This is a genomic window from Planococcus sp. ISL-109, assembly GCF_018613655.1.
In the GTDB taxonomy this organism is placed as follows: domain Bacteria; phylum Bacillota; class Bacilli; order Bacillales_A; family Planococcaceae; genus Planococcus.
Genome location: NZ_JAGGPW010000016.1, coordinates 1 through 21,429 on the forward strand (window position 1 = coordinate 1; position 21,429 = coordinate 21,429).

18 protein-coding genes and 1 pseudogene are annotated in these 21,429 nt (G+C 49.0%); 3 read left to right on the forward strand and 16 right to left on the reverse strand.

The genetic code is table 11. The annotated features are described in order from the left end of the window. Positions 1-540 precede the first annotated feature (540 nt). From J7E21_RS12035 to J7E21_RS12055, 5 genes and pseudogenes are all read right to left on the reverse strand, one after another. Complete coding sequence (locus J7E21_RS12035) at positions 541-1,008, reverse strand: threonine/serine exporter family protein (RefSeq protein WP_215108038.1); 468 nt, start codon at positions 1,006-1,008, stop codon at positions 541-543. A 12-nt stretch (positions 1,009-1,020) separates the two neighbouring features. Continuing rightward, on the reverse strand, positions 1,021-1,776 hold the full coding sequence (locus J7E21_RS12040; protein ID WP_215108040.1) for a threonine/serine exporter family protein: 756 nt from the start codon (positions 1,774-1,776) through the stop codon (positions 1,021-1,023). A gap of 93 nt (positions 1,777-1,869) precedes the next feature. Next, positions 1,870-3,010: pseudogene (locus J7E21_RS12045) on the reverse strand (zinc-dependent alcohol dehydrogenase). A gap of 129 nt (positions 3,011-3,139) precedes the next feature. Continuing rightward, positions 3,140-5,278 (reverse strand): beta-propeller domain-containing protein, encoded by a 2,139-nt coding sequence (locus J7E21_RS12050; RefSeq protein ID WP_215108042.1) that lies wholly within the window; start codon positions 5,276-5,278, stop codon positions 3,140-3,142. Between the two features lie 70 nt (positions 5,279-5,348). Then, positions 5,349-6,527 carry an alanyl-tRNA editing protein gene (locus J7E21_RS12055; RefSeq protein WP_215108044.1) on the reverse strand — a complete coding sequence of 393 codons (1,179 nt, stop codon included), beginning with the start codon at positions 6,525-6,527 and terminating at the stop codon, positions 5,349-5,351. Between the two features lie 94 nt (positions 6,528-6,621). Between J7E21_RS12055 and J7E21_RS12060 the strand changes: the two genes are divergently transcribed. Beyond that, the gene (locus J7E21_RS12060) at positions 6,622-7,533 is read left to right on the forward strand and encodes a diacylglycerol/lipid kinase family protein (RefSeq protein WP_215108046.1); all 912 of its coding nucleotides are present in this window, start codon (positions 6,622-6,624) and stop codon (positions 7,531-7,533) included. Between the two features lie 70 nt (positions 7,534-7,603). Here J7E21_RS12060 and J7E21_RS12065 read toward each other — a convergent pair whose 3' ends face one another. From J7E21_RS12065 to J7E21_RS12075, 3 genes are read right to left on the reverse strand one after another with little or no spacing between them, the layout of a single operon-like run. After that, positions 7,604-8,800, reverse strand: coding sequence for an acyl-CoA dehydrogenase family protein (locus tag J7E21_RS12065; RefSeq protein WP_215108049.1), 1,197 nt, complete (start codon positions 8,798-8,800; stop codon positions 7,604-7,606). Positions 8,801-8,815: 15 nt separating this feature from the next. Continuing rightward, positions 8,816-9,982, reverse strand: coding sequence for a saccharopine dehydrogenase family protein (locus J7E21_RS12070; RefSeq protein ID WP_215108051.1), 1,167 nt, complete (start codon positions 9,980-9,982; stop codon positions 8,816-8,818). 13 nt (positions 9,983-9,995) lie between these two features. Next, a complete protein-coding gene (locus J7E21_RS12075; RefSeq protein WP_215108053.1) occupies positions 9,996-11,477 on the reverse strand; it encodes an aldehyde dehydrogenase family protein in 1,482 nt (493 codons plus the stop codon). A gap of 198 nt (positions 11,478-11,675) precedes the next feature. On the opposite strand from J7E21_RS12075, the gene J7E21_RS12080 reads away from it, so the two are divergent. Further along, positions 11,676-12,476 (forward strand): MerR family transcriptional regulator, encoded by an 801-nt coding sequence (locus J7E21_RS12080; protein WP_483313495.1) that lies wholly within the window; start codon positions 11,676-11,678, stop codon positions 12,474-12,476. Beyond that, complete coding sequence (locus J7E21_RS16445; protein WP_285228750.1) at positions 12,469-12,597, forward strand: hypothetical protein; 129 nt, start codon at positions 12,469-12,471, stop codon at positions 12,595-12,597. Before J7E21_RS12080 ends, J7E21_RS16445 begins: the two co-directional genes overlap by 8 nt. Positions 12,598-12,656: 59 nt before the next feature. Here J7E21_RS16445 and trhO read toward each other — a convergent pair whose 3' ends face one another. The 8 genes from trhO to J7E21_RS12120 all read right to left on the reverse strand — a co-directional run bounded on the left by trhO (position 12,657) and on the right by J7E21_RS12120 (position 21,415). Next, a complete protein-coding gene (trhO, locus tag J7E21_RS12085) occupies positions 12,657-13,619 on the reverse strand; it encodes an oxygen-dependent tRNA uridine(34) hydroxylase TrhO (RefSeq protein ID WP_215108057.1) in 963 nt (320 codons plus the stop codon). 157 nt (positions 13,620-13,776) lie between these two features. Then, complete coding sequence (locus J7E21_RS12090; RefSeq protein ID WP_215108059.1) at positions 13,777-14,727, reverse strand: 2-hydroxyacid dehydrogenase; 951 nt, start codon at positions 14,725-14,727, stop codon at positions 13,777-13,779. Positions 14,728-14,951: 224 nt separating this feature from the next. Further along, positions 14,952-16,523 carry an acyl-CoA synthetase MbcS gene (mbcS, locus tag J7E21_RS12095; RefSeq protein ID WP_215108061.1) on the reverse strand — a complete coding sequence of 524 codons (1,572 nt, stop codon included), beginning with the start codon at positions 16,521-16,523 and terminating at the stop codon, positions 14,952-14,954. 21 nt (positions 16,524-16,544) lie between these two features. Beyond that, the gene (locus J7E21_RS12100; protein WP_215108063.1) at positions 16,545-17,111 is read right to left on the reverse strand and encodes a hypothetical protein; all 567 of its coding nucleotides are present in this window, start codon (positions 17,109-17,111) and stop codon (positions 16,545-16,547) included. After that, on the reverse strand, positions 17,112-18,761 hold the full coding sequence (locus J7E21_RS12105) for a solute symporter family protein (protein ID WP_215108065.1): 1,650 nt from the start codon (positions 18,759-18,761) through the stop codon (positions 17,112-17,114). It abuts the gene before it with no gap. 3 nt (positions 18,762-18,764) lie between these two features. After that, positions 18,765-19,034 (reverse strand): hypothetical protein, encoded by a 270-nt coding sequence (locus J7E21_RS12110; protein WP_215108067.1) that lies wholly within the window; start codon positions 19,032-19,034, stop codon positions 18,765-18,767. A 508-nt stretch (positions 19,035-19,542) separates the two neighbouring features. Continuing rightward, complete coding sequence (locus J7E21_RS12115) at positions 19,543-20,793, reverse strand: mechanosensitive ion channel (protein WP_215108069.1); 1,251 nt, start codon at positions 20,791-20,793, stop codon at positions 19,543-19,545. 253 nt (positions 20,794-21,046) lie between these two features. Next, positions 21,047-21,415: a histidine kinase gene (locus J7E21_RS12120; RefSeq protein ID WP_215108071.1), complete on the reverse strand. Its 369-nt coding sequence runs from the start codon at positions 21,413-21,415 to the stop codon at positions 21,047-21,049. Between the last annotated feature and the right edge of the window lie 14 nt (positions 21,416-21,429).

The window sequence follows — 21,429 nt, forward strand, 5'->3', positions numbered from 1 at the left end:
CGATTAAATTTAAAAAACAGAAAAAATGGTCGGTAAAGTCGTCTACACTTTTTTAAAAGTGCGATTTATGAAATTGATTCGACTAGTTTGAGAGATCAAAGAAACTATCACCCATTATAAATCTAAAGACGGAGCGGAAGAGGCCGAATGAATGGCGAGGGGAAACTGAGCCCATTCATTTGCGACGCATCTGCTTGCAGATGTGGGAGCAACGGTTTTTTGTGATTCTGTTTAGTAAAGGATGTGTGGCGCGTTCTCTGCGCCACCTTGGTTCGACGCCGCCCCCCGGCAAGCGTGCCCCTGAAGTGCAGTCTCATAGCGCCAGCTATTTAAAGATGAAAAGCTAGGACCACTTTCCTTACATCTTAATTATCAAAAGGCAAAAAAAATTCACCTCCTCTAAACCTTGAGACGGAGTGAAAGGGCCGACGCCTGTGAATCGATCCGGCGTCCGCCCGGAGTGCAATCTCAAAGCATTCATTATGTAAAAACGCCGCAAAAAAGACCGCTCGCAAGGCAAGCAGCCTATAACTCCATATTTTATTCCTGGGTCAAGCCCATCTTCTTCTGCGTCCGACGTGCCTGGTACTTGAAATACAATTGCATGAGCACTTCTGCGAATACCAGCCCCATCGCTATCGCTCCTGAAATCATCAGCGCCTGAGCCCCGAAATCAATGGCTTCCATATAATCATTTTCCACGATATTGCGCATCGAGTTATAGGCTCTGCCTCCGGGAACGAGCGGGATGATGCCAGCCACACTGAAAATGATCATCGGCATCTTAAAGATCTTCGCCAAAATATGCGCGACAATCGCAACAATAAAGGCACCGACGAACGTCCCTTGAATCGGATCGTCGAACAGAAAAAGATAACTACGGTAAAACATCCAACCGCTCATGCCGACAAGTCCGCAGCTGATGAGCGTTTTCTTCGGGATGTTAAAAATGATGCCGAATGCGCCGGCTGCCAAAAAACTAAGAAGTGCCTCCAAAAGCCAGTTCATCCGATCTCCTCCTTAAAATGACAGAACTAAGGCAATGCCCGCTCCGATTGCAAATGCCGTTAAAAATGCTTCCGCGCCCATCGACAGGCCCGATACAAAATGGCCAGCCATCAAGTCACGCACTGCATTAGTGATGAGCAAACCCGGCACGAGCGGCATAACCGAACCGATAATGATCGTATCCGGGTCGGTGCCGAATCCGCTGTAAACAGCAAGCACCGCCAAAGTACCGATTGCGACCGCCCCGATAAATTCGGCGAAAAACTTGACCCGTGTTTTAATGAGCACCGTTTCCACAATATAAAATCCGGTTCCCCCGATCAAGAAGGCGAAGGGAATATCCGCCCAACCGCCGCCCATCAAAATCAAGAAACACGCGCTTGCAACAGCTGCGGCAAGCACCTGCATCCAAAGAGGGAACAAGTAATGGTTTTTTTCAATTTCCGACATTTCCTCGTAAGCTTGCGACAAGCTCAGTTGCCCAGCGACAAGCCGCCTTGATACAGCGTTGACACGGGCGACGCGCTCAAGGTCTGTACGGCGTCCGTGGATCCGCACAAAATGTGTAGGCAAATCATTTCTAGGGGAAAACATGATGCCTGCAGGTGTCACAAAGCAGTGGGAATCCATCATATTTTGTGACACCGCCATCCGGATCATCGTATCTTCCACCCGGTACGTCTCCGCGCCGCTTTCCATCATGACTTTACCAGCCAGTAAAAAGCAGTCCAGCGCAAGCTCTCTTCTGACTTCAGATATTTCGGCCATTCTGTGTCTTCCCCCTTTTTCTTCTGTTCCATCATAACTCAGGGAAGCCAAAATTAAAACGCTCCGTCAACCGGAGCGTTTCGGCTTTCCTTATTACGGTTTTAGAATGACTTTTGTGCAGTCATCTTCATGGTCGTTGAAGATGCGGTATGCTTCGCTTGCCTAATCAAGCGGCAAAACATGTGAAATGATTTCCCGGCGATCAAACTCGCCTTTATCGATTTTTTTCAAAGAGCATCGGCATCAAGTGGATGACTGGTGCCTGCCCCATTTTCATCGTCACATTGCGTTCGAATATATTGCCGAGTGGAAATTGATTGTATTTCATTCCGTAAATGCCTGTCAATTGAATCGTCCCGAACTTGCTGACGGCGTCTTTTGCGATATTGATCGCGCTGAGTGTTCCGCCTTGCAGCATCATTTTTTGCTGAGCCGCTTCCGCTGCTGATTTCTTGCCGTCCATCCCGACGCAATCAATGACGATGCGCGCTCCGCCTTGCGTGATTTCGTGGATCAAAGCGCCCGTATTGTCGTGTTGGCTGAAGTCCACAATTTCCACATTATTCATTTTTTTAGCCAGTTCCATGCGGTACGGCAGTTCATCTACTGCAATGACCCGTGCCGCGCCTTTCATCCAGTCAAATTTTTGCGTCATCAGGCCAATTGGTCCGCAGCCGAGGACGACAACCGTGTCACCTTCTTTGACACCGGCGCTTTCCACGCTCCACCAGGCCGTCGGCAACACGTCAGACAGAAACAATACTTGTTCATCTTCAAGCTCCGAAGTTTCCGGAATAACGAACGGCATGAAGTTGCCGTACGGCACACGCAAATATTCCGCTTGTCCGCTGGAATAATCGCCATAGCGTTCCGTGAACCCGAAATAGCCACCGGTGTCGAAATGGGGATTGCCGTTTGAGTTGTCGCATTGACTCTCCATTTCATGTGCACAATAGAAACAACAACCGCAACTCACATTAAATGGCAGAACGATACAATCGCCTTTTTTCACTTTTGTCACGTCAGGCCCGACTTCTTCAACGATGCCCATCGGCTCATGGCCGATGATATAATCTTTGCGCGCTGGCAATGCACCTTGGTAAATATGCAAATCCGAACCGCAAATAGCTGTAGCGGTTATTTTTACAATAATGTCATCACGCTTTTCGATTTCCGGGGCTTTGACGTCTTTGACTTTTATATCTTTCACACCTTGGAACGTTACTGCCTTCATGCTTTCCCTGCCTAAAGATGTCAGAACATTCACCTATTGCCCCTTTCAGTAAATGCAAACGTCAGAGCAGCCTCTCCCTTAACTTGAAAACAAAGAAAAACGTGCATCCGATTGGATACACGCTTGTCATTATTTATTCAACCGCACAGCACCGAGCGGTTCAAAATCGCTCAGCCGGTAGCTGGCCACTTCATTGTTTGCGATAGTAAAAAGCGTATCTTTGGCGTAAGCCAGCCTTTGGATCGAAGTACTCCAATCTTCATACGGCTGTTCGGCAGGCTTTGTTAAATCCGCAACTTGTTCGATGCCATCCGTCGTAATCGAATACAGCAGGGCTCCCTCTGCCTGAAACTCGATATAATTCGTTCCGTCCCCTGTATAAACCGACACCGGAAAACCGAACAGGCTTTGCTGATCATAGCGGAACAGTGCGCGATGATCGTATTGCAGAGCGGAATAAGTGCCAGGGCCGCCGATGATTTCCGTATCTGCTTCTTTCGGATTGGACAAATCACTGACATCAAACAGCGAAATCTTCATCCCGCCTGTAACGATGCGCGGTTCACCGCCTTTGACAGGTTCCGTTTTCGTCTCATAGCCGAATCCGATTAAATGATGGTCCCCGAGCGGATGCAGGTAATTGGAGAAGCCCGGAATCTTCAATTCCCCGAGCACACTTGGCGCTACCGGGTCCGACACATCGATGACAAACAGTGGATCCGTTTCGCGGAACGTCACCATATAAGCTTTATCGCCGATAAAGCGGACGGAATAGATCCGTTCGCTCGGCGCCAAATCTTCCACAGCTCCGACTTGCTCCAGGTTTCCGTCTAATACATATAGATGGTTTTTCGGTACGGAAGTCGGCGCCCACATAACACCTTCTGTCGTCGCCAAGCGGAAATACCCTTCATATTCATCCATCGAAAACTGATTCAATAACGCGCCCGGAACACGCGCCGATGCCAGAAAATCGACGGAAATTCCGTCCAAGTCAAATTTAAAGATTTCCGTATCTGCTTGCTGCGGAACCCACATAATCGAGTCTTCGAATCCATTTTCTGCCGCTTGATAGACAGAAGCAGTCAAATAGAGATGCTCTTCGTTCATATACATGCTTTCACTGCCGCCCAAAAAGCCTTTTGTTGAAACTTCATTCGTTTCCGGCTCATCCAGGCTAATGGCAGTGATGACACTATAGCTGCCTTCCATCGTACCCGGCAAAATGGTCAAGTCCTCGTAAGGCATCGGCATCAGTTTTTCATCACTCTGTGAGTCGAATAAGCGCGGACGCAGTTCCGTGTCTGGCTGTTCTTCCAATACCCAATAATCCGGAAACACGTTGCTGACATAATACAAAGTCGAACCGGCAAGTCGCGCGCTATTGAATGAACCTTCATTGCCGAATTCACGGACCAGCTCAGGAGTTCCAGGCGCTGTAACGTCGTAAAGCGACACAACCGTGATGCCTGAATAAGGCATGAAGCTATCCATACCGGCTCCGTCTTCAGCCTCCATAATCGAATAACGGCTGGACATGACAACAAGCGTTTCGCCTGACAAGAACAGCTCCTGCGGATATGTTTCACGGTCGAACTCCACAACTGCCGTCACTTTCATGTTTTCAGGATTTCGTACATCAGAGACGACGACACGGGATTCACTGATGGAATAAAGGTAATCGCCGTCTGTTTTCACAACGTCGCCTTCGTCTATCCCCGCCACTTGGCTATTGGTCGTCGAGTGTTCACCCCCGCCCATCCCGTTGGATTCTCCAGATGCGCCGTCTTCCGCCTCATCTACCCCTGCGCCGAACCCTCGATAGAACGGATTGTCTTTTTGCAGTTGCAACAATTGCGTGAAATAAGCACGCAGCTCTTCCTCGCCTGCCAAGTTTTCGACTTCGTCTTGTATCGAGAACGCCAGTTGGTCTGTCGGAAGCGTTTTCAGGAAGTTGCTTGCGAGCGCGGACTTTTTAAGGTGAAGCGTATAATCGCCGCTTTGGATTTCAGGAACCTCCAGCGTTCTGTCCCCATTCGTCAATCGCATATCCAAATCAAGCTTTCGCCCGTCCCCATCTGTAATAAAAACAGCCCCTTTTTCAATCGCTTGCGGGTCGAGCGGTGCCGAGAAGTTCGCCCGCCAGCCGAATTCTGAAAGGGCCGTGGGAGAAGCGCTGATCGCCACTTTCTCCGTCAGCAGGAAAAAAGCTGCCCCTGAAAGCACCAAAAGAATCGCCCCTATCCACCAAGCTCTGCTCAATTTCATGAAGACCACGACCTTTCCCGTGCCATTTAATAATTAGACCTTTGACACAAGGAAAAGTTACACCCCCCATTCAGTTTGTGGCGTGAAGCTGCTGGAAAATTTCACGGAAGCGGTCAAACGGGACATTGGTTTGGCCGCCTCCTTGCGCAAGGGCTGGTGTTCCCCCGCCTTTGCCGTCTGTCTCCTCTAACAGCCGCTTCAAAGTTTCGCGCATATCTGATGTGGCTTCATTTCCGCGTGCACAGACAAAGCGCATGCTCCCGTCCTCTTGCGCTGCAAACAGCACGCTGATTGACGGATGCTGTTCGACTGTCAACCGGGCGAGTTGCTGCAATTCTTTTACTGGACGGCCGCCGAATTGTTGGATGATCAAGCCGCGTTCCGGTGCCAAACTCTTCGCCTCCGCCTGAATCAGCTGTTTTTTCAACTCCATTATTTCTTTGTCTGCCCACAGTTTTTCGGCGAGTAAATTATCCGCCGCTTGTGCGAGCTCAGAAAGCGGTGCATGAAGTTTTGCAACCAGTGCATCTGCTGTCTCATTCAAACGGGCGAAATAATCGAGTGCCCGCTCTCCACAAAGGAAATAAAGCCGTGTGCCGCCTTTCGCTTTTTCCGTTCCGACAATTTTCAACAAACCAATGCCGGCCGTATTGTCAGGATGCGTACCGCCGCAAGCATTTAAATCGATTCCTTCAATTTCCACCAACCGGATGGCTCCACTGACCGCCGGTGGTTTTCTTAGCTCCAACTCATGCAGTTGGGTTTCGCTCACTGTGCAGGTGCGCATCGGCAAATGGCGGCTGATCAGTCGATTGGCTTCAAGCTCTACTTGCTGCAACACAAACGGATCGATCGACGCCCTGTGGAGGTCGATGGAAACCCGCTCCGCTCCGAGGTGGAAACTTGTCGTCTGATAGCCGTGCCCGTCTTCCAATAATGCGCTGAGCAAATGCTGGCCGGCGTGCTGCTGCATGTGGTCCCATCTGCGCTGCCAGTCGAGCGTTGCAAGAAACCTTCCTGCACCGAGCGGACGGTTTATGTAATGGCGGATGTCCCCATCATGGCTTTGCACATCGATTACAGAAACATCGCCGATCGTTCCGTGATCTGCCGGCTGCCCGCCGCCTTCGGGATAAAAACATGTTTGGTCAAGCAAGACGTAGTCACCGCGTTCATCTGTTCCGCTCGCGGTTACAGAAACTTGTGCCTGCTGGAGAAATGAATCTTCATAATATAATTTTTCCGTCATATTTACACTCCTTTTCAACTACGCTGCTGTTTGCGTTTACGGGTTCACTTGTGGTGGAATGGATGAGTAACGAAACCGAACGGAGGGCTCAAGCATGTCCGGATTTACACATTCCATATTATTGTATAATGCACAGGCTGGACCGTCCACGTTAGATGCCGTGATGAGTTTAGCAGTGCCGAAACTCGCGACTATTTCAAAAACACTCGAACTCATCAAAACCGATTCGCCGGAAGAGTTCGAGGCGGTCTGCCGCTCTTCTGCGGGACGCGCGGATGCTTTATTTGTCGCAGGCGGAGACGGTACGGTGCATTTGGCTGCACGCGCCCTGGCACCTATTGAAAATCCGCCTCCTTTAGGCATCTTGCCAAGCGGTACGTGCAACGATTTTGCCAGAACGATGGACATCCCGCTGCTCCTCGACGAAGCAGCGAGCAGTGTCAGCCAAGGCAATGTCAAAAAAGTTGACACAGCCACCATCAACGAAGGCACCTTCTTGAATTTTGCAGGTGTCGGGATGATTACGGATGCATCTTTTAATATCGACCCCGATTTAAAGGAACGCTACGGCAAGCTCAGCTATTTCATGAGCGCCATGCAGACGATGAGACAAGCCGAACCGTTTAACGTTTCGCTAACCGTTGATGGCGAAAACTACGAAGAAGAAGCCGTGCTCGTATTGGTCATGAACGGAAAATCGATCGGCACGCACCTATTCCCGCTGCAAAGCATCGACCCCGCGGACGGCTTGTTGGATATCTTCATCATCCAGAGCTCCTCGTTTGCTGCGATTCGGGAATGGTTTTCATTGTCGAATCCGGAGCAACCGCCAGAAGGGCTCGAGCATATCATCCATTTACAGGGCAAGCAGATCGAAATCCGTACGCCGTCTCCGATGGATATCGACACGGACGGCGAAATCTATATGAAGACGCCGGCATCGATCAATGTCCAGCCTGGGAATCTGAATTTGCTCGTACCGAATGTGGACGATGCACTCGTATGACGCTTCGAAACAAAAAAACGCCGGGCAGCTGCCCGGCGATCGAACAGGCGGACTCCATGTCCGCCTGTTATTATTTTTCCTCGAATGGCCATGCAGGAAGCATCCGGTTCAATTCTTTGTCCTCGCGTTTTCCGAGCACGTAATCGGCCTGCATGATCGTATGGATTTCACGCGTCCCTTCGTAGATGACCGGCGCTTTAGAGTTGCGTAAATAACGGGCGACCGGATAGTCGTCGGAATAACCGTATGCGCCGTGGATCTGCACCGCATCATCCGCCGCCTTGTTCGCGAAATTGCACGCCTGCCATTTGGCGAGCGACGTCTCGCGTGTATTGCGTTTGCCGCGGTTTTTCAGTTCGCCCGCACGGTAGACGAGCAGACGGCTCATTTGATAACCCGCTTCCATATTGGCGATCATTTGCTGGACGAGCTGATGCTCCCCTATCGGCTTGCCGAAAGTTGTGCGCGTTTGGCAATAGTCAATGCTTGCTTCCAAACAGGCTTCAATCAAGCCACACGCGCCGGCGGCTACCGTAAAGCGCCCGTTGTCGAGTGACGCCATCGCAATTTTAAAGCCTTCGCCTTCGTCCCCGAGCCGATTGCTCAGCGGAATGCGCACGTCCTCCAAAAACAGTTCACCGGTATTGCCGGCGCGAATGCCATATTTGCCTTTAATCGCTTTGGACGAAAACCCTTCCCGGTCCCGCTCCACTATAAACGCCGAAATGCCTTTATGCGCTAGCGTTTTGTCGGTATAGGCGAAAATCAAAAAATGATCGGCCTGGTCGCAAAGGGAAATCCACGTTTTCTGCCCGTTCAATATATATTCCTCGCCGTCCCGCTTCGCTGTCGTCGAAAGCGCCGCCACATCCGACCCGGCGCCAGGTTCCGTCAGGCCGAATGCACCAATCTTCTCTCCTTTTGCTTGCGGCACAAGAAACTGCTGCTTTTGCTGCTCCGTGCCCCATTGAAGAAGCGACAGTGAATTCAAGCCGGTATGGACAGAAACCGCCGTCCGGAACGTCGTATCGCCGCGCTCCAGCTCCTCGCAGACAATTCCAAGGGAATTATAATCCATACCGCTTCCTCCGTATGCTTCCGGAATGCAGACGCCCATCAGCCCAAGAGCTGAAAGACGCTGCCAGATTTCTTCCGGGAAACTGCCTTGTGCGTCCCAGTCTTTTACATGCGGCATAATTTCTTCATCGACAAACTTCCGGACGGTTTTTCGCAGCATCACTTGTTCTTCGCTATGCTCAAAATCCATGCCTTTCCCTCCTTGCTAGTTCTGATGAGTGGCCCGCTGCACCGTTTCCTTAATGTTCACGCCGCGCTTTGCCATCTCAGCGATATATTCAGCACCCGGCACAACTTCTTCGGGAGGATAAGCGCCTCTTTTTTCGATTCGGCCATCAGCAATCATTTGCGCCACGACGGAAATACTGTAAGCTGTCGCTTGCGCCATCGCAGTAACTCCGGTTTCCATGTCGCGGATTGCCACCATTTCATACTGGTAACTGCATTCTTCGCCGCCTTTCACTCCGGAGACGATGACGCGCAATAACACCGCGTCTTTGTCTTCCCCGAGTTCGGTGATCGGCTCAAGTACTTTTAGCAGCACTTCCCGCAGCGACACTTCATGTCCGCCCGCCGTCACTTTTCCATCACGGCTAGTCAGGCCAAGGTCGACGAGCAGCCGGAATTTGTCAGCGTGCCCACGGTAGCGGATCGTTTTGTATTCCAGCGAGTCGATATCACGGAACGTACGCGTCAATGTCGAGGTGCCGCCTGATGTGTGGAAAGCCTCGAGTTCATCGAAGCCGTCAAATGCAACCAGCTCGATTTCCGACAGCGATTCGACTGTTTTCAATTCTCCGCCGCGGATAACATGGGACGGGTCGGTATAATGGTCAAATACGCCTTCTAAGGAAAAAACACGTTTGTATTCGAGCGGTGGTTCCGGGTGGAGCGGAATTCCGCCGACATAAATCCGCATCGAATCCACATGATCCAGCTGGCTCGCACCATAGCCGGCCAAGATATTGATCATGCCTGGCGCTACACCGAGGTCAGGTATAATCGTCACGCCGTTTTGCTGTGCCTGCTCATGCATGCCGAGCACTTTATCCGTAGCGCCACCGATATGCCCCCCAAGGTCGACAGCGTGGACGCCGCATTCGATGGCGAGCTTTGCCACTTTTTCATTGAAAGTATAGAAGAGCGCGTTGATGACAACATCCACTTGTTCCATGACCGCTTTAAGCTCTTCGTCATTACCCGCATCCATTTTGGCGAGTTCGAGCCTTGGATCGTTCAACTGCTGGCGAAAACCTTCCACTTTTTCAGTCGCCCTGTCCGCCAGAATCACTTTCTCCACCTGATCATTGCCGAGCAGGTCACGTGCTGCCTGCTTGCCCATCAACCCTGCACCAAGTACCGCAAATTTCATATTAGCCGCCCCCTTATACTTCGTTATCAATCTGTGCGCGCTGCAAACGGCCACTGAAATCCACATAGACGCTCTTCCATTCGGTGAAGACATCCAGTGCCGCAACGCCGGAATCCCGGTGTCCGTTGCCTGTTCCTTTTGTTCCGCCGAACGGCAGATGGATCTCTGCGCCCGTCGTTCCGGCATTGATGTAAACGATGCCGGTATCAAGGTCGCGCTGTGCTTTAAAGGCCCGGTTGACATCAGCTGTGAAAATCGAGCTCGACAAACCGTAAATGACACCGTTATTCACCTCGATTGCTTCCTCGAAACTTGCAACTTCAATCAAGGATATGACCGGCCCAAAAATTTCTTCCTGGGCAATGCGCATTCCAGGCGTTACACCTGTAAACAATGTCGGCGCGTAATAGTTCCCTTTATCATAATGGCCACCGCTTAGAATTTCACCGCCTCTGACAACTTCCGCTCCTTCTTGCTTGCCGATTTCGATATAGGAATGGATCTTTTCCAGCGCCTTCTTATTGATGACCGGGCCGACTTTGATGGACTCATCCATACCATCCCCGATTGTCAATTTGTCCATCTTGTCGAGCAAGCGTTTTTGCAGTTGTTCTTTAGCGTCTTTATGGACAATAACCCGGCTGCAAGCTGTGCAGCGCTGGCCCGCTGTCCCGAACGCGCTCCAAAGAATCCCGTCGACAGCGAGGTCCAAATCCGCATCGTCCATGACGATGACTGCATTTTTCCCGCCCATTTCAAGCGACACTTTCTTCAGATGACGGCCACCGAGTTCTGCCACTTTACGCCCTGTATCCGTCGAGCCGGTAAAGGAAATGACCCGGATGCCCTCGTGTTCGATCATCGCCGTCCCCACTTCCGAACCGGAACCGAAGACGATATTTGCGACTCCGTCCGGCAAATCCGCTTCCTGGAAAATTTGCGCCATTTCGTATGCCATCATCGGCGTCTCTGTTGCCGGTTTCCATAAAAAGGTGTTGCCCGCTACGATTGCCGGAAACGATTTCCACGTCGCAATCGCCACAGGAAAATTCCACGGAGTAATCAGTCCGACGACGCCGATTGGAGCCCGTACGCTCATCGCGAACTTATCCGCAAGTTCCGATGGTGTCGTTTCACCGAACATCCTTCTTCCTTCCCCGGCCATATAAAACGCCATGTCGATGCCTTCCTGCACTTCGCCGCGCCCTTCCTCGATGACTTTCCCCATCTCCTTCGTCAACACCGTCGCGAGATGTTCTTTCCGCTCCTTCATTAAGCGACCGATTTCATAGAGATAATCCGCGCGTTTCGGAGCCGGGACAAGCGCCCATTTTTTCTGCGCCTTTTGTGCGGCTTTCACCGCTTCATCGACATCGGCAGCAGTCGAGCGCTGCACTTTCGCCAGTTCTTCCCCTGTCGCCGGATTGACGACTGGCACAAAATCAGTGCCTGCTTCCTGTTGAAACTTTCCGTTCACAAAATTCATTAATTTCATCTCAATACCCCTTCCCATCCCAAGAATGTAAACGCTTTCACTATATAGTACTATTCCATACAAACCTCAAAACTCCTACACCGTTTTCCAAGTTCCTGCAACGCTTTGAAAAAGCCAACAAATTCGTGTTCATTTCGTAAAAAAATGTCTCTACCCGGTTGACACTGACCATTCGTCATAGTCTAATCAAGAGTAGAGGTGATTAATTTGTACAAAGTACAGGAAGTGGCAAAAATCGCAGGCGTCAGCGTTCGGACACTGCACCATTACGACAGCATTGATTTGATGAAACCGAGCAATAAAGGCTCGAATCGTTACCGTTATTACAGCGACGAAGATTTGAAGCTATTGCAGCAAATACTCTTTCTAAAAGAACTCGGTTTCTCCTTGAAGAAAATTCAGGAAATCATCAAAAATGGCTATGACGCCGACTATGCGATGGCACGCCATATTGAACTGCTCGAGCAAAAGAAATTCCGCATCGAGCAATTGATCGGCAACGCACGGACAACACAACAGGAGTTTTCCACAGGTGAAGGCTTGAGCAACGAACAGCGCTTTGCTGCATTTTCGATTCACCACACACCGGACCGCATCGACCTATATCAAAAACCGCAAGTGGAAGTTTTTGTAACAGACGGACTCGAAAATATCACGGAAGAGGCGGCTGCCGTTTCTCCTGAAGCGGAATCCGCTAAACCGGAAAAAGAAGCGGAAAACCCGGAAGAGATCGACCGTGAAGCGAACCGCATTTATCGCGCGGTCGCGAACCTCATGCATTTGCCGCCAAGCGCTCCTGCAGTGCAACAGGAAATGGTCGCTTATTACCATCTGCTCGACCGCTTTTATGAATGTACGCCGAACATGTTCCGGAACTTGGGCAATTTGTATGCGAACGATAGCCGTTTCTCCCAAACGATCGATCAGCATGGGAACGGGTTATCAGCATACTTGAAAGACGCGATGCATATGCACGCGGAAAGTTTGCAGCATGTCTGAACTCATCGGCCCGTGCAGCAATTGCGGTAAAGATGTGTACTGCCGTGACGGTTTTTTGGACGGCGTCTATATCGATGGGGAACTGATCTGCCACGACTGTGCGGAAGAACTCAACAACTGAACAGTGCACATAAAAAAAAGCCTGAACGGAATAATCCGTTCAGGCTTTTTCGATTCAATTTAAGATTGTGTCGTTTCTTTCAACGCGTCAAGGCGCTGCTGTACTTGTTCCCCGGTCAAGCCGTGCTCAAAAGCATAGCGGTTGCGCGGGTGTTCGCGGCATTCATCCGAGCAGGAGCGCATATATTTGTGTTCGTTTTCTTCAGAACACAAAATTTTCGCGTTGCATTCAGGGTTTGCACAATTGACATAGCGCTCACAAGGCTCTCCGGTGAAATGGTCTTTTCCGACGATTGTATGCTCGACCTGGTTGACCGGTACAGCAATCCGCTCATCAAAGACGTACAATTGGCCATCCCAAAGTTTCCCTTGCACTTCCGGGTCTTTGCCGTACGTGACGATTCCTCCGTGCAATTGGTTGACGTCCTCAAAGCCTTCGCGCTTCAACCAGCCTGAGAATTTTTCACAGCGGATTCCGCCTGTACAATACGTCAGTATTTTCTTGCCTTCGAACTGCTCTTTATTGTCGCGGATCCACTCTGGCAAGTCGCGGAATGTTTCAACATCCGGACGAACGGCACCGCGGAAATGGCCAAGGTCATACTCGTAATCGTTGCGTGCATCGATGACGACTGTATCTTGGTCTTGCATCAATTTATAAAATTCCTCCGGCTCCAAATAATTGCCGGTCAATTCTTTCGGGTTGATATCTTCCTCAAGTCCGAGATGGACAATTTCTTTTTTCGCACGGACATGCATTTTTTTGAAGGCATGGCCATCCGCTTCATCAATTTTGAAGACGATATCAGCAAAGCGCGAATCGTTCTTCATCATTTCCATGTATTGTTCTGTTTGCTCAAGCGTGCCAGAGCAAGTGCCGTTGATGCCCTCGTGCGAAATGAGGATGCGGCCTTTCAATTCGAGTTCTTTGCAGGCTGCCAAATGCCCGGCTGCAAATTCTTCTGGATTTTCAAGCGGTGTATAAAGGTAATACAATAAGACATTATGTGTATGATTTTGCATGAATCATACCTCCTGATTTTCGATTTGGCTCGTTCCGCTGATACAGGAAAAACCTAGCCCATTTTACCTTATACAGCCTAATAAATCAACTTTCTCTAAGACACTGCTTTGCGTTCACACAAAAAGCCGCCCCTCCAGCCAGAAGGGGCAACTTGTCTCAGCAAACCCGATTTTTTACCGGCTTGCCGTTAGCACTCGCTTTCAATGCTTCTTTATTCAGTTCCATCATCGCAAACCGGGTCTGCACAGTCGCACTTCCGATATGCGGGGTGACAGTCAAGTTGTCGAGCTTTTGCAGCGGATGATCGAGCGGCAACGGCTCTTCTTCGAAGACGTCGAGCCCCGCTCCCCATATGACTTTATTCTTCAAAGCCTCATACAGTGCCTGTTCATCGACGATTCCGCCTCTTCCGCAGTTGATAAGAATTGCAGAATCCTTCATCAGCGACAATTCGCGTTCACCGACCATGCCTCTTGTTTGTTCTGTCAGCGGCGCCAAAACCACCACAAAATCGGAGCGCCTCAATAAATCATCGAGTTCTGCATACTGCGCCTCTTCAAGACTCTTGCGCGTCCGGTTATGATAAATTACCTCCATATCAAATCCTTGTGCACGCATGCATACAGCTTCTCCGATACGCCCCATGCCGATAATGCCCAATGTGGTGCCGTGGACATTTTGCCCGGTCATCCCCATCGGTGTCCATGCCTGCCATTCACCGTTCCTCACAGTCCTCTCCGCTTCAATCAAGCGGCGGGCTGTGGCAAGCATCAAAGTAAATGTCAAATCAGCCGTCGTCTCCGTCAAGACGTCCGGTGTGTTCGTGGCGATCACTTTATGTTCTCTTGCTGTATCGAGGTCGATATTATCATAGCCGACCGCCAAATTCACCACGATCTTCAAGTTCGGCGCCGCTTCAAGAAGTTCACGGTCAATTTGGTCGCCGAGCATCGTCCACAGCGCTTGAGCTTGCTTTGCCTCTTCGAGCAATTTCTCGCGCGGTGCAGTTTGTTCTTCCTCTGGCCACATGCGAACTTCGTATACTTCCTGAAGATCCGCTACGGCTTGATCAGGCAACTTTTGCGTAATGAATAAAATCGGTTTCATGAAACTCCTCCGCCCTTCTTCAAAATTAAAGTGTTTTGCTTTGCGTTCAAGCTTGTGCTTTCCATATATCCGTCTACCTATATATATTGACGAAAGCGCGGCTTCTTAAACAGTCTTTGCTTTGTCGGATTGCCTGCAGCCTTAGAAAAAAACGCTGCGGACCTTTTTTTCAGCCAAAATCCAGAAAAAAGCCGCGCTTTCGACAGCGCGGCCAGCTTGGTTTCTTAACCTTTCAATTTGCGCAATTCCACGCGGCGGATTTTTCCGGAAGCTGTTTTCGGCAGCTCCGTCAAAAATTCGATAACACGCGGATACTTATAAGGCGCTGTAATTCCTTTTACATGGTCCTGCAATTTCTTCACCATCGCATCATTTTGATCAGCTTCGTCCCTGAGCACGACAAATGCTTTGACGATATTTCCGCGAATCTCGTCCGGTGCGGCAACCACTGCACATTCCTGAACGGCCGGATGCTTCATAAGCGCATCTTCGACTTCGAACGGCCCAATCGTATAACCGGAAGAAATGATAATATCATCGCTGCGGCCTTCAAACCAGAAATAGCCATCTTCATCGCGTGAAGCTTGGTCACCCGTCAAATACCAGTCCCCACGGAATGAAGCTTTTGTCCGCTCGGGATCCCGGTAATATTCACGGAACAGCGCCGGGCAACTCTTGTGCACGGCGATGTCTCCGACTTCACCCGGTGCCGTCGGTGCTCCATTTTCGTTAATGATTTCGACCGGATTTCCTGGTGTCGGTTTCCCCATCGAGCCGGGTTTCATTTCCATATCCTGCAGTATGCATACAAGCAATGTGTTTTCCGTCTGCCCATAGCCGTCACGCACATTCAAATGGAACGCTTCCTGGAATGCATCGATGACTTGTCGATTCAGCGGTTCCCCGGCTGAAACGGCACTGCGGAGATGCGGCAGTTTATAGTCATTCAAGTTTTCGACTTTTGCCATAATGCGGTATTCGGTCGGGGTGCAGCACAGTACATTGACTTTCTCTTCTTTTAAAATATCCAAATATTTCAAGGCGTCAAACCCGCCATTATAGACGAGCGCCGTTGCCCCAAGCGTAATGGTAGAAAGGAACGGGCTCCAAATCCATTTTTGCCATCCTGGAGCCGCCGTCGCCCAAACGACGTCGCCGCTTTCTACGCCGAGCCATTCGGTCGCAGCAGTGCGGACGTGCGCATAGCCCCACCCATGGACGTGGACGACGCCTTTAGGGTTTCCTGTCGTTCCCGAAGTATACGATAGAAACGCCATATCTTCACGGTTCGTGTCGACCGCTTCAAATTCTTTCGATTCCGCAGCAGCCAATTCCTCGAGTGATTTCCAGCCGTCTTCTTTGCCGCCGATGATCAACTTATTGTCCAATGCTTCATAATGCTCTTCAATGGAATTCGTCTCAGCAGTCGTTTTGTAATGTGCGACGATTGCTTTTGCCCCGGAATGCTCCATCCGGTAACTCAAATCTTTTTTGCGCAGCATTTCCGAACATGGAATCGCCACAAGGCCTGCCCGCAAACAAGCCAGATACGTAATATAGGCTTCAGGTATACGCGGCAAGATAATCAACACGCGGTCGCCTTTTGTGAGCCCCAATCCCAACATTGCTTGTGCGTATTGGTTCATTTGGGCGAATAAGTCCTTGTACGATACATCCTCACGGTTGCCTTCAGCATCGAACCAACGCACAGCGAGCCGCTCAGCATCATTTTTATACGCTTCCAATTCGGACGTGATATTATATTGTTCCGGTGCGATCAATTGTTCAATATTCATCTAATTTCCTCCTATTCACAATTAACTTGCAGGGACGATCAAATAATAAACACTAGCTAAAAACAACAATGCGATCATGGCAGAAAGATAGGCTTTCGCTGCTGTGAATCCTTGTACGGCTTGAATAATCTTCGCACTGACCAAATACATCCAAATCACGCCAATAACCAGAAGCAAATTCACCCATAAGGCTCCTTCGCCAAGACCAGCCAAATGCGGTACCCCGAGTAAGCCCGGCAATAGGGCGACCGGCGTTACAACACTAAGCGTGCGATAGCGCGCAGTGCCACCGAATGCTTTTGATCCTGCCCATAATAATGCCGCCATTCCGACTTTCGTAATGAATGCCGTCAAGAGGCCAAAGATGATGAATACTGCCGGTACGATGAAATTCTGCAGCAGTGAAGATTCGAAGCCGCTTATGTATGAGGCTTGTGACGCGATAGAAATCGCGCCATAGCCCACTCCAACGATGAGCAATAAAATTCGGCTCACCGTTTCAGTTTTCGGTAATTGCAGGAATGATCGATAAGATGAATCATCCAGGCTTATCATTTTTCCGACCAACTTCGTCACTCCCTCTGTCATTTACATTCCCCAAGGCATTAATGCCCAAATTGCGATTGCTGCCGACACGACGACAGTGATGCTAGCGCCCAGTGTACTATTGTAGCGATATGCTTTAATATCTTTCCAGCCGTGGATACGCTCGATCAATTCGATATCGGCTTGCTTTGTTAATTTGCCCGAAAGTGAAGGCATACGGTTCGTGATATATGAGATGACAATCAGCAAGATAAAGCTGATCGGCACAGCAAGCATTGCCCCGGAAAGTCCCATGCCGTCCGTGACGCCATGTCCAGTCAAGACAATGCTCGGGAAGACAAAAGGCGAGACGATGATATAGATGATGCCGCCGACGACCGATGCTGCAATGGCACCGAATTTATTGGCTTCTTTCCACCAGACACCGACAATAATCAGCGGCGCATTGGTGACGCCGGCAAGTCCGAAGGCCCAAAGAATACTGACGACCAGGAATGCTGGCGGGTTAATCGCAAGCAGGATACTCACAATACCACCGAGGAAAATTGCTACAAACCCGATGCGCAAGCTTAAACGCTGTTGGATATCCGGCTTCAAAGTCGCAATGATATCTTGTGAAATCAGTGCGCCGATCGCCAGCAAATTTCCGCTCAATGTCGAAAGGCCTGCTGAAATCGCCCCGGCAATAACAAGCGCCGTCACCCATTCCGGGTTATAGACCATATTCAAAATGATCGTCAATTTGTCCGCATCTGCATCCGAAATCGTGACACCTTGTGTAGTTGTTGCAAAAACCCCGACAAAGCCCATCGCATATGTCGCGGAAAAGACCAGTCCAAGAATAAAAGCAAACCATACCATCGCTAAGCGTGCGCTTTTCAAAGAAGAAGCGGTATAAACACGCATCGCCAAATGGGGCAACCCAAGTGCCCCGATGGTTAAGGCCGGAATAATAGAGAAATACCACTTTGGTGAAAACTGGTAATCAAAAAATGTCGGCAAAGCGTCCAACATTGCCGGAACCATATCGGAATAGAGCAATGGAGGGAAATACCAACCGGTTGCCCCGATTGCTTTCATGATTGCAGCAAGCGGAACGATGAACATCAATGCAATGATGACCATCTGGATTGCGGCATTATTCGTTGCCCCAGCCATACCTCCGATTGTAATATAACCAACGATCAAAATACCGAAAATGAATAGCCCTGTAATATAAGGAATACCAAGCAAGGTTTCGAATGTGATCGCGATTCCGATCATTTGTCCGAGCGCATACATAACCGAAACTAAAATCATGAATAATGCCGCAATAATCGATGCCGTAACCCCGTAGCGGTCACGAATGAAATGAGTCGGAGAAAATGCGCCCATCCGACGCAAACTCGTTCCATAGATAATGGTGATAAGTGGAATCGCCAGAATCAGCTGAATCCATAGCATAATGAACGGAACTTGCAATTGCAGAATTAATGCGGTGATACCAAGGAATGTTGCAAGACTCATGTATGTAGAAGCCATAGCTAAACCGTTAGTGATTGCTCCTACGTTCGAGCCACCAACATATAATTCTTTCGCTGATTTACTTTTCCGGTTTGAAAGATAACCGACGACATAAAATAATACGAATATCGCCCCTACGACTATAAGACCAAGTATGGGATTTTCCAGTTGCCAGCTTTGTCCTTCCATCAGTTACACTTCCTTTGCTTCGTCGGCTTGGCCGAGCGCGTCATTTTCTCGTTCGATATCATCGTCAATTCGGTTGCCAATTTTTCCAGCTACGAGTGTCAGCAGGAAAACGCCAAACCAGCCCATCAAAATAGGTACGATGTACATGACAGGAAAGCCGAATAGCATTGCGTCTACCGGAAAGATTGAAAAAATCAACCCAACGTTGCCTACGAGAATAAAAGCAGCGGTCATCCAAATCGTAAACTGCACTTCTTTTTTGTAAGCTTTCATGATTTCCCCTCCATTTGTGTAATTTATCTCTTCATACACCCCAGACTGAGCGATTGCTCAGTTTCGTTACGCGCGCTCCCCCTTCGAAAAATTATTTTCGGAATACCTCCTTTGATTGTAACTGCTTGCATAAACACGAGTCAACTGAATTTTTATAAAATTTAAATAACTATACTAATAATATTTTATGTTCTTTCACTTTCAACCGACATTCAAAATCCCTCCTCTTTTCATACCAAAAACCCTCTATTACGATGAATTTCAAGCGAATCAGCAAAAAAATAAGAAGGTTGAAAAAATATATTAATATATTTTTAATTCGAACTAAAAGCCCGCTTTTTCAAAATAATTTTGAATATAAATGTTTTTTTATGCATTTCGTTGTTTTTATCCCGCTTTAACGCTCAGCAGGGATGAAGAAAACCCCGCTGACTGAAACTTCTCTTTATCTCTTGCAAAAAAACACAAAAAAACTGCGCCTGAAATTTTCAGGCGCAGAGAATATTTCTTACATATTCGGTTTGTTATCTTCTTCTTCCATTTTCTGTTCCATTTTAGCCAATTGATTTTTCGCAAACTCGCGTCCACCGATACCGAATGAGATGGCAAATGCCACGGCAAGCCCTGCAATGATGAACAGGAAGGCAAGATTCACGATGTTTGATGCAAAATTCAACTGATCAAGTGTCATGAAGATGGCGATGACAAAGATCGCATATTTGACGATTCCACCAAGCAATTTGTTGCCCGATACACGCTTGATGTAACTGCCGAGCATGCTACCCCCGATTAATCCTAGCCCCAAGATGATGAGTGAGCTAATCAAAAGCGGCAAGTAAGCAATAATCGCGTTGCCGATCGAATTCAACACTTCGAGTTGCAGAACATTCATCGCTTCAACTACAAAGAAGATGATGATGATGGCCTGGACAACCTTGCCGATGATTTGAGCAATATCAAATGACGGCTCTGTCGTTTTGTCCGGGCTCAAGTAAGTTGAAAAGCGGTTGATGCCTGTGCCGTTCAGCAAGCTGATGAGCAAGTCGCCCACAAACTTGGCGATGAAAACACCTGCCAAGATCAAGATGATTCCGACGAAAATATTCGGGATCATGCCGAGCACTTGATTAAGCATCGAGACAATCGGTTGAGAGATCGACTGGATGTTCAATGTTTCGAGCGCTACAGTCACAATCGGAATCAAGACGATGATGAAGACCACGTTCGCCAAAACTTTCGCCATGGTGTTCTGGTCGCTAGGTGCCACGCGCTCAGTTGAACCTGTTTTATTGGTCATTTTGTTGAACCATTTGTCGATGTTTAAAGCCGAAAGCAAGCTTTCCACTAAACGCTTCACAAATCTCGCAACAAAGTAACCGATCACCAAGATCAAAAGTGCGAGGAACAAGTTCGGCAGGAATGCTAGGAACTTATCCATCATGTTCGAAATAGGCTGCGCGACATTTTGCATATCGAGCGCTTGCAAAACACTTGGAATAAAGAGGATGAAGATTAGATAGTAAAGAATTTTTCCGATAGAGTCCAGTTTGTCATCCGCATCTTCCTTCGTTTTAGCCATATGGCTTTTCACCATGGCGTTGTCCGCACCGATTTTCTTAAGCCCTTTCGCGAAGATTGCTTTGACCACCGTCGCGACGACCCATGCGACTACAAGCAATAGCAGGGCACCGAGAATATTCGGAATATAGTTGATGATAGTATTCCCAACATTCCGGAATGAGTTGGTTAAATCGTTCAAATGTATCATCTCCTTTACAATTTTATAATTCTATTTTATTATCCCCTCTTATAAATTTCCTAAACTTAAATTGTCAGTTTTTCCATCTTAATTAATGGTTTTTTGTGCTCCCATTGCAAATTTTCTCCTGCGCATTACTCCACAAAAAAACGCCAGTTTCACTTCAACTGGCGCAGTAAATCGGATTGCTTCGCATATTATGGTTTCGGCAAGATGATGGTCACTTTAAACAAGTCCCCATCCACTGCCAGTTTCATCTGCCCCCCGTGCAAGTCGACAATGAACTGCGCAATCGCAAGGCCAAGGCCCGACCCTTTAGTCTGCCACGGTGTATCGCCGCGGTCGCGCCAGCAATTCTTCCATCACCGAGTTCATAGCGCGTCACGTTTTTGATGGTCATAACGATTTCTCCTGATTGTTCTGAGAGGGCAATATACACACGGCTGTTCACCAAGGAATATTTGGTCGCATTCAAGATCAGGTTATCGAGAAGGCGCCACCATTTCTGGCCATCCACCGATGCATACAGTGGCTGCTCAGGAGCAGTCACCCGCACATCCAATCGGGATTTCGTGATCGCTTCCTCGTGTTCTGCCAGCGCTTGCGCCAGAAGCTGGTTCATGTCAGGTCTTAGGA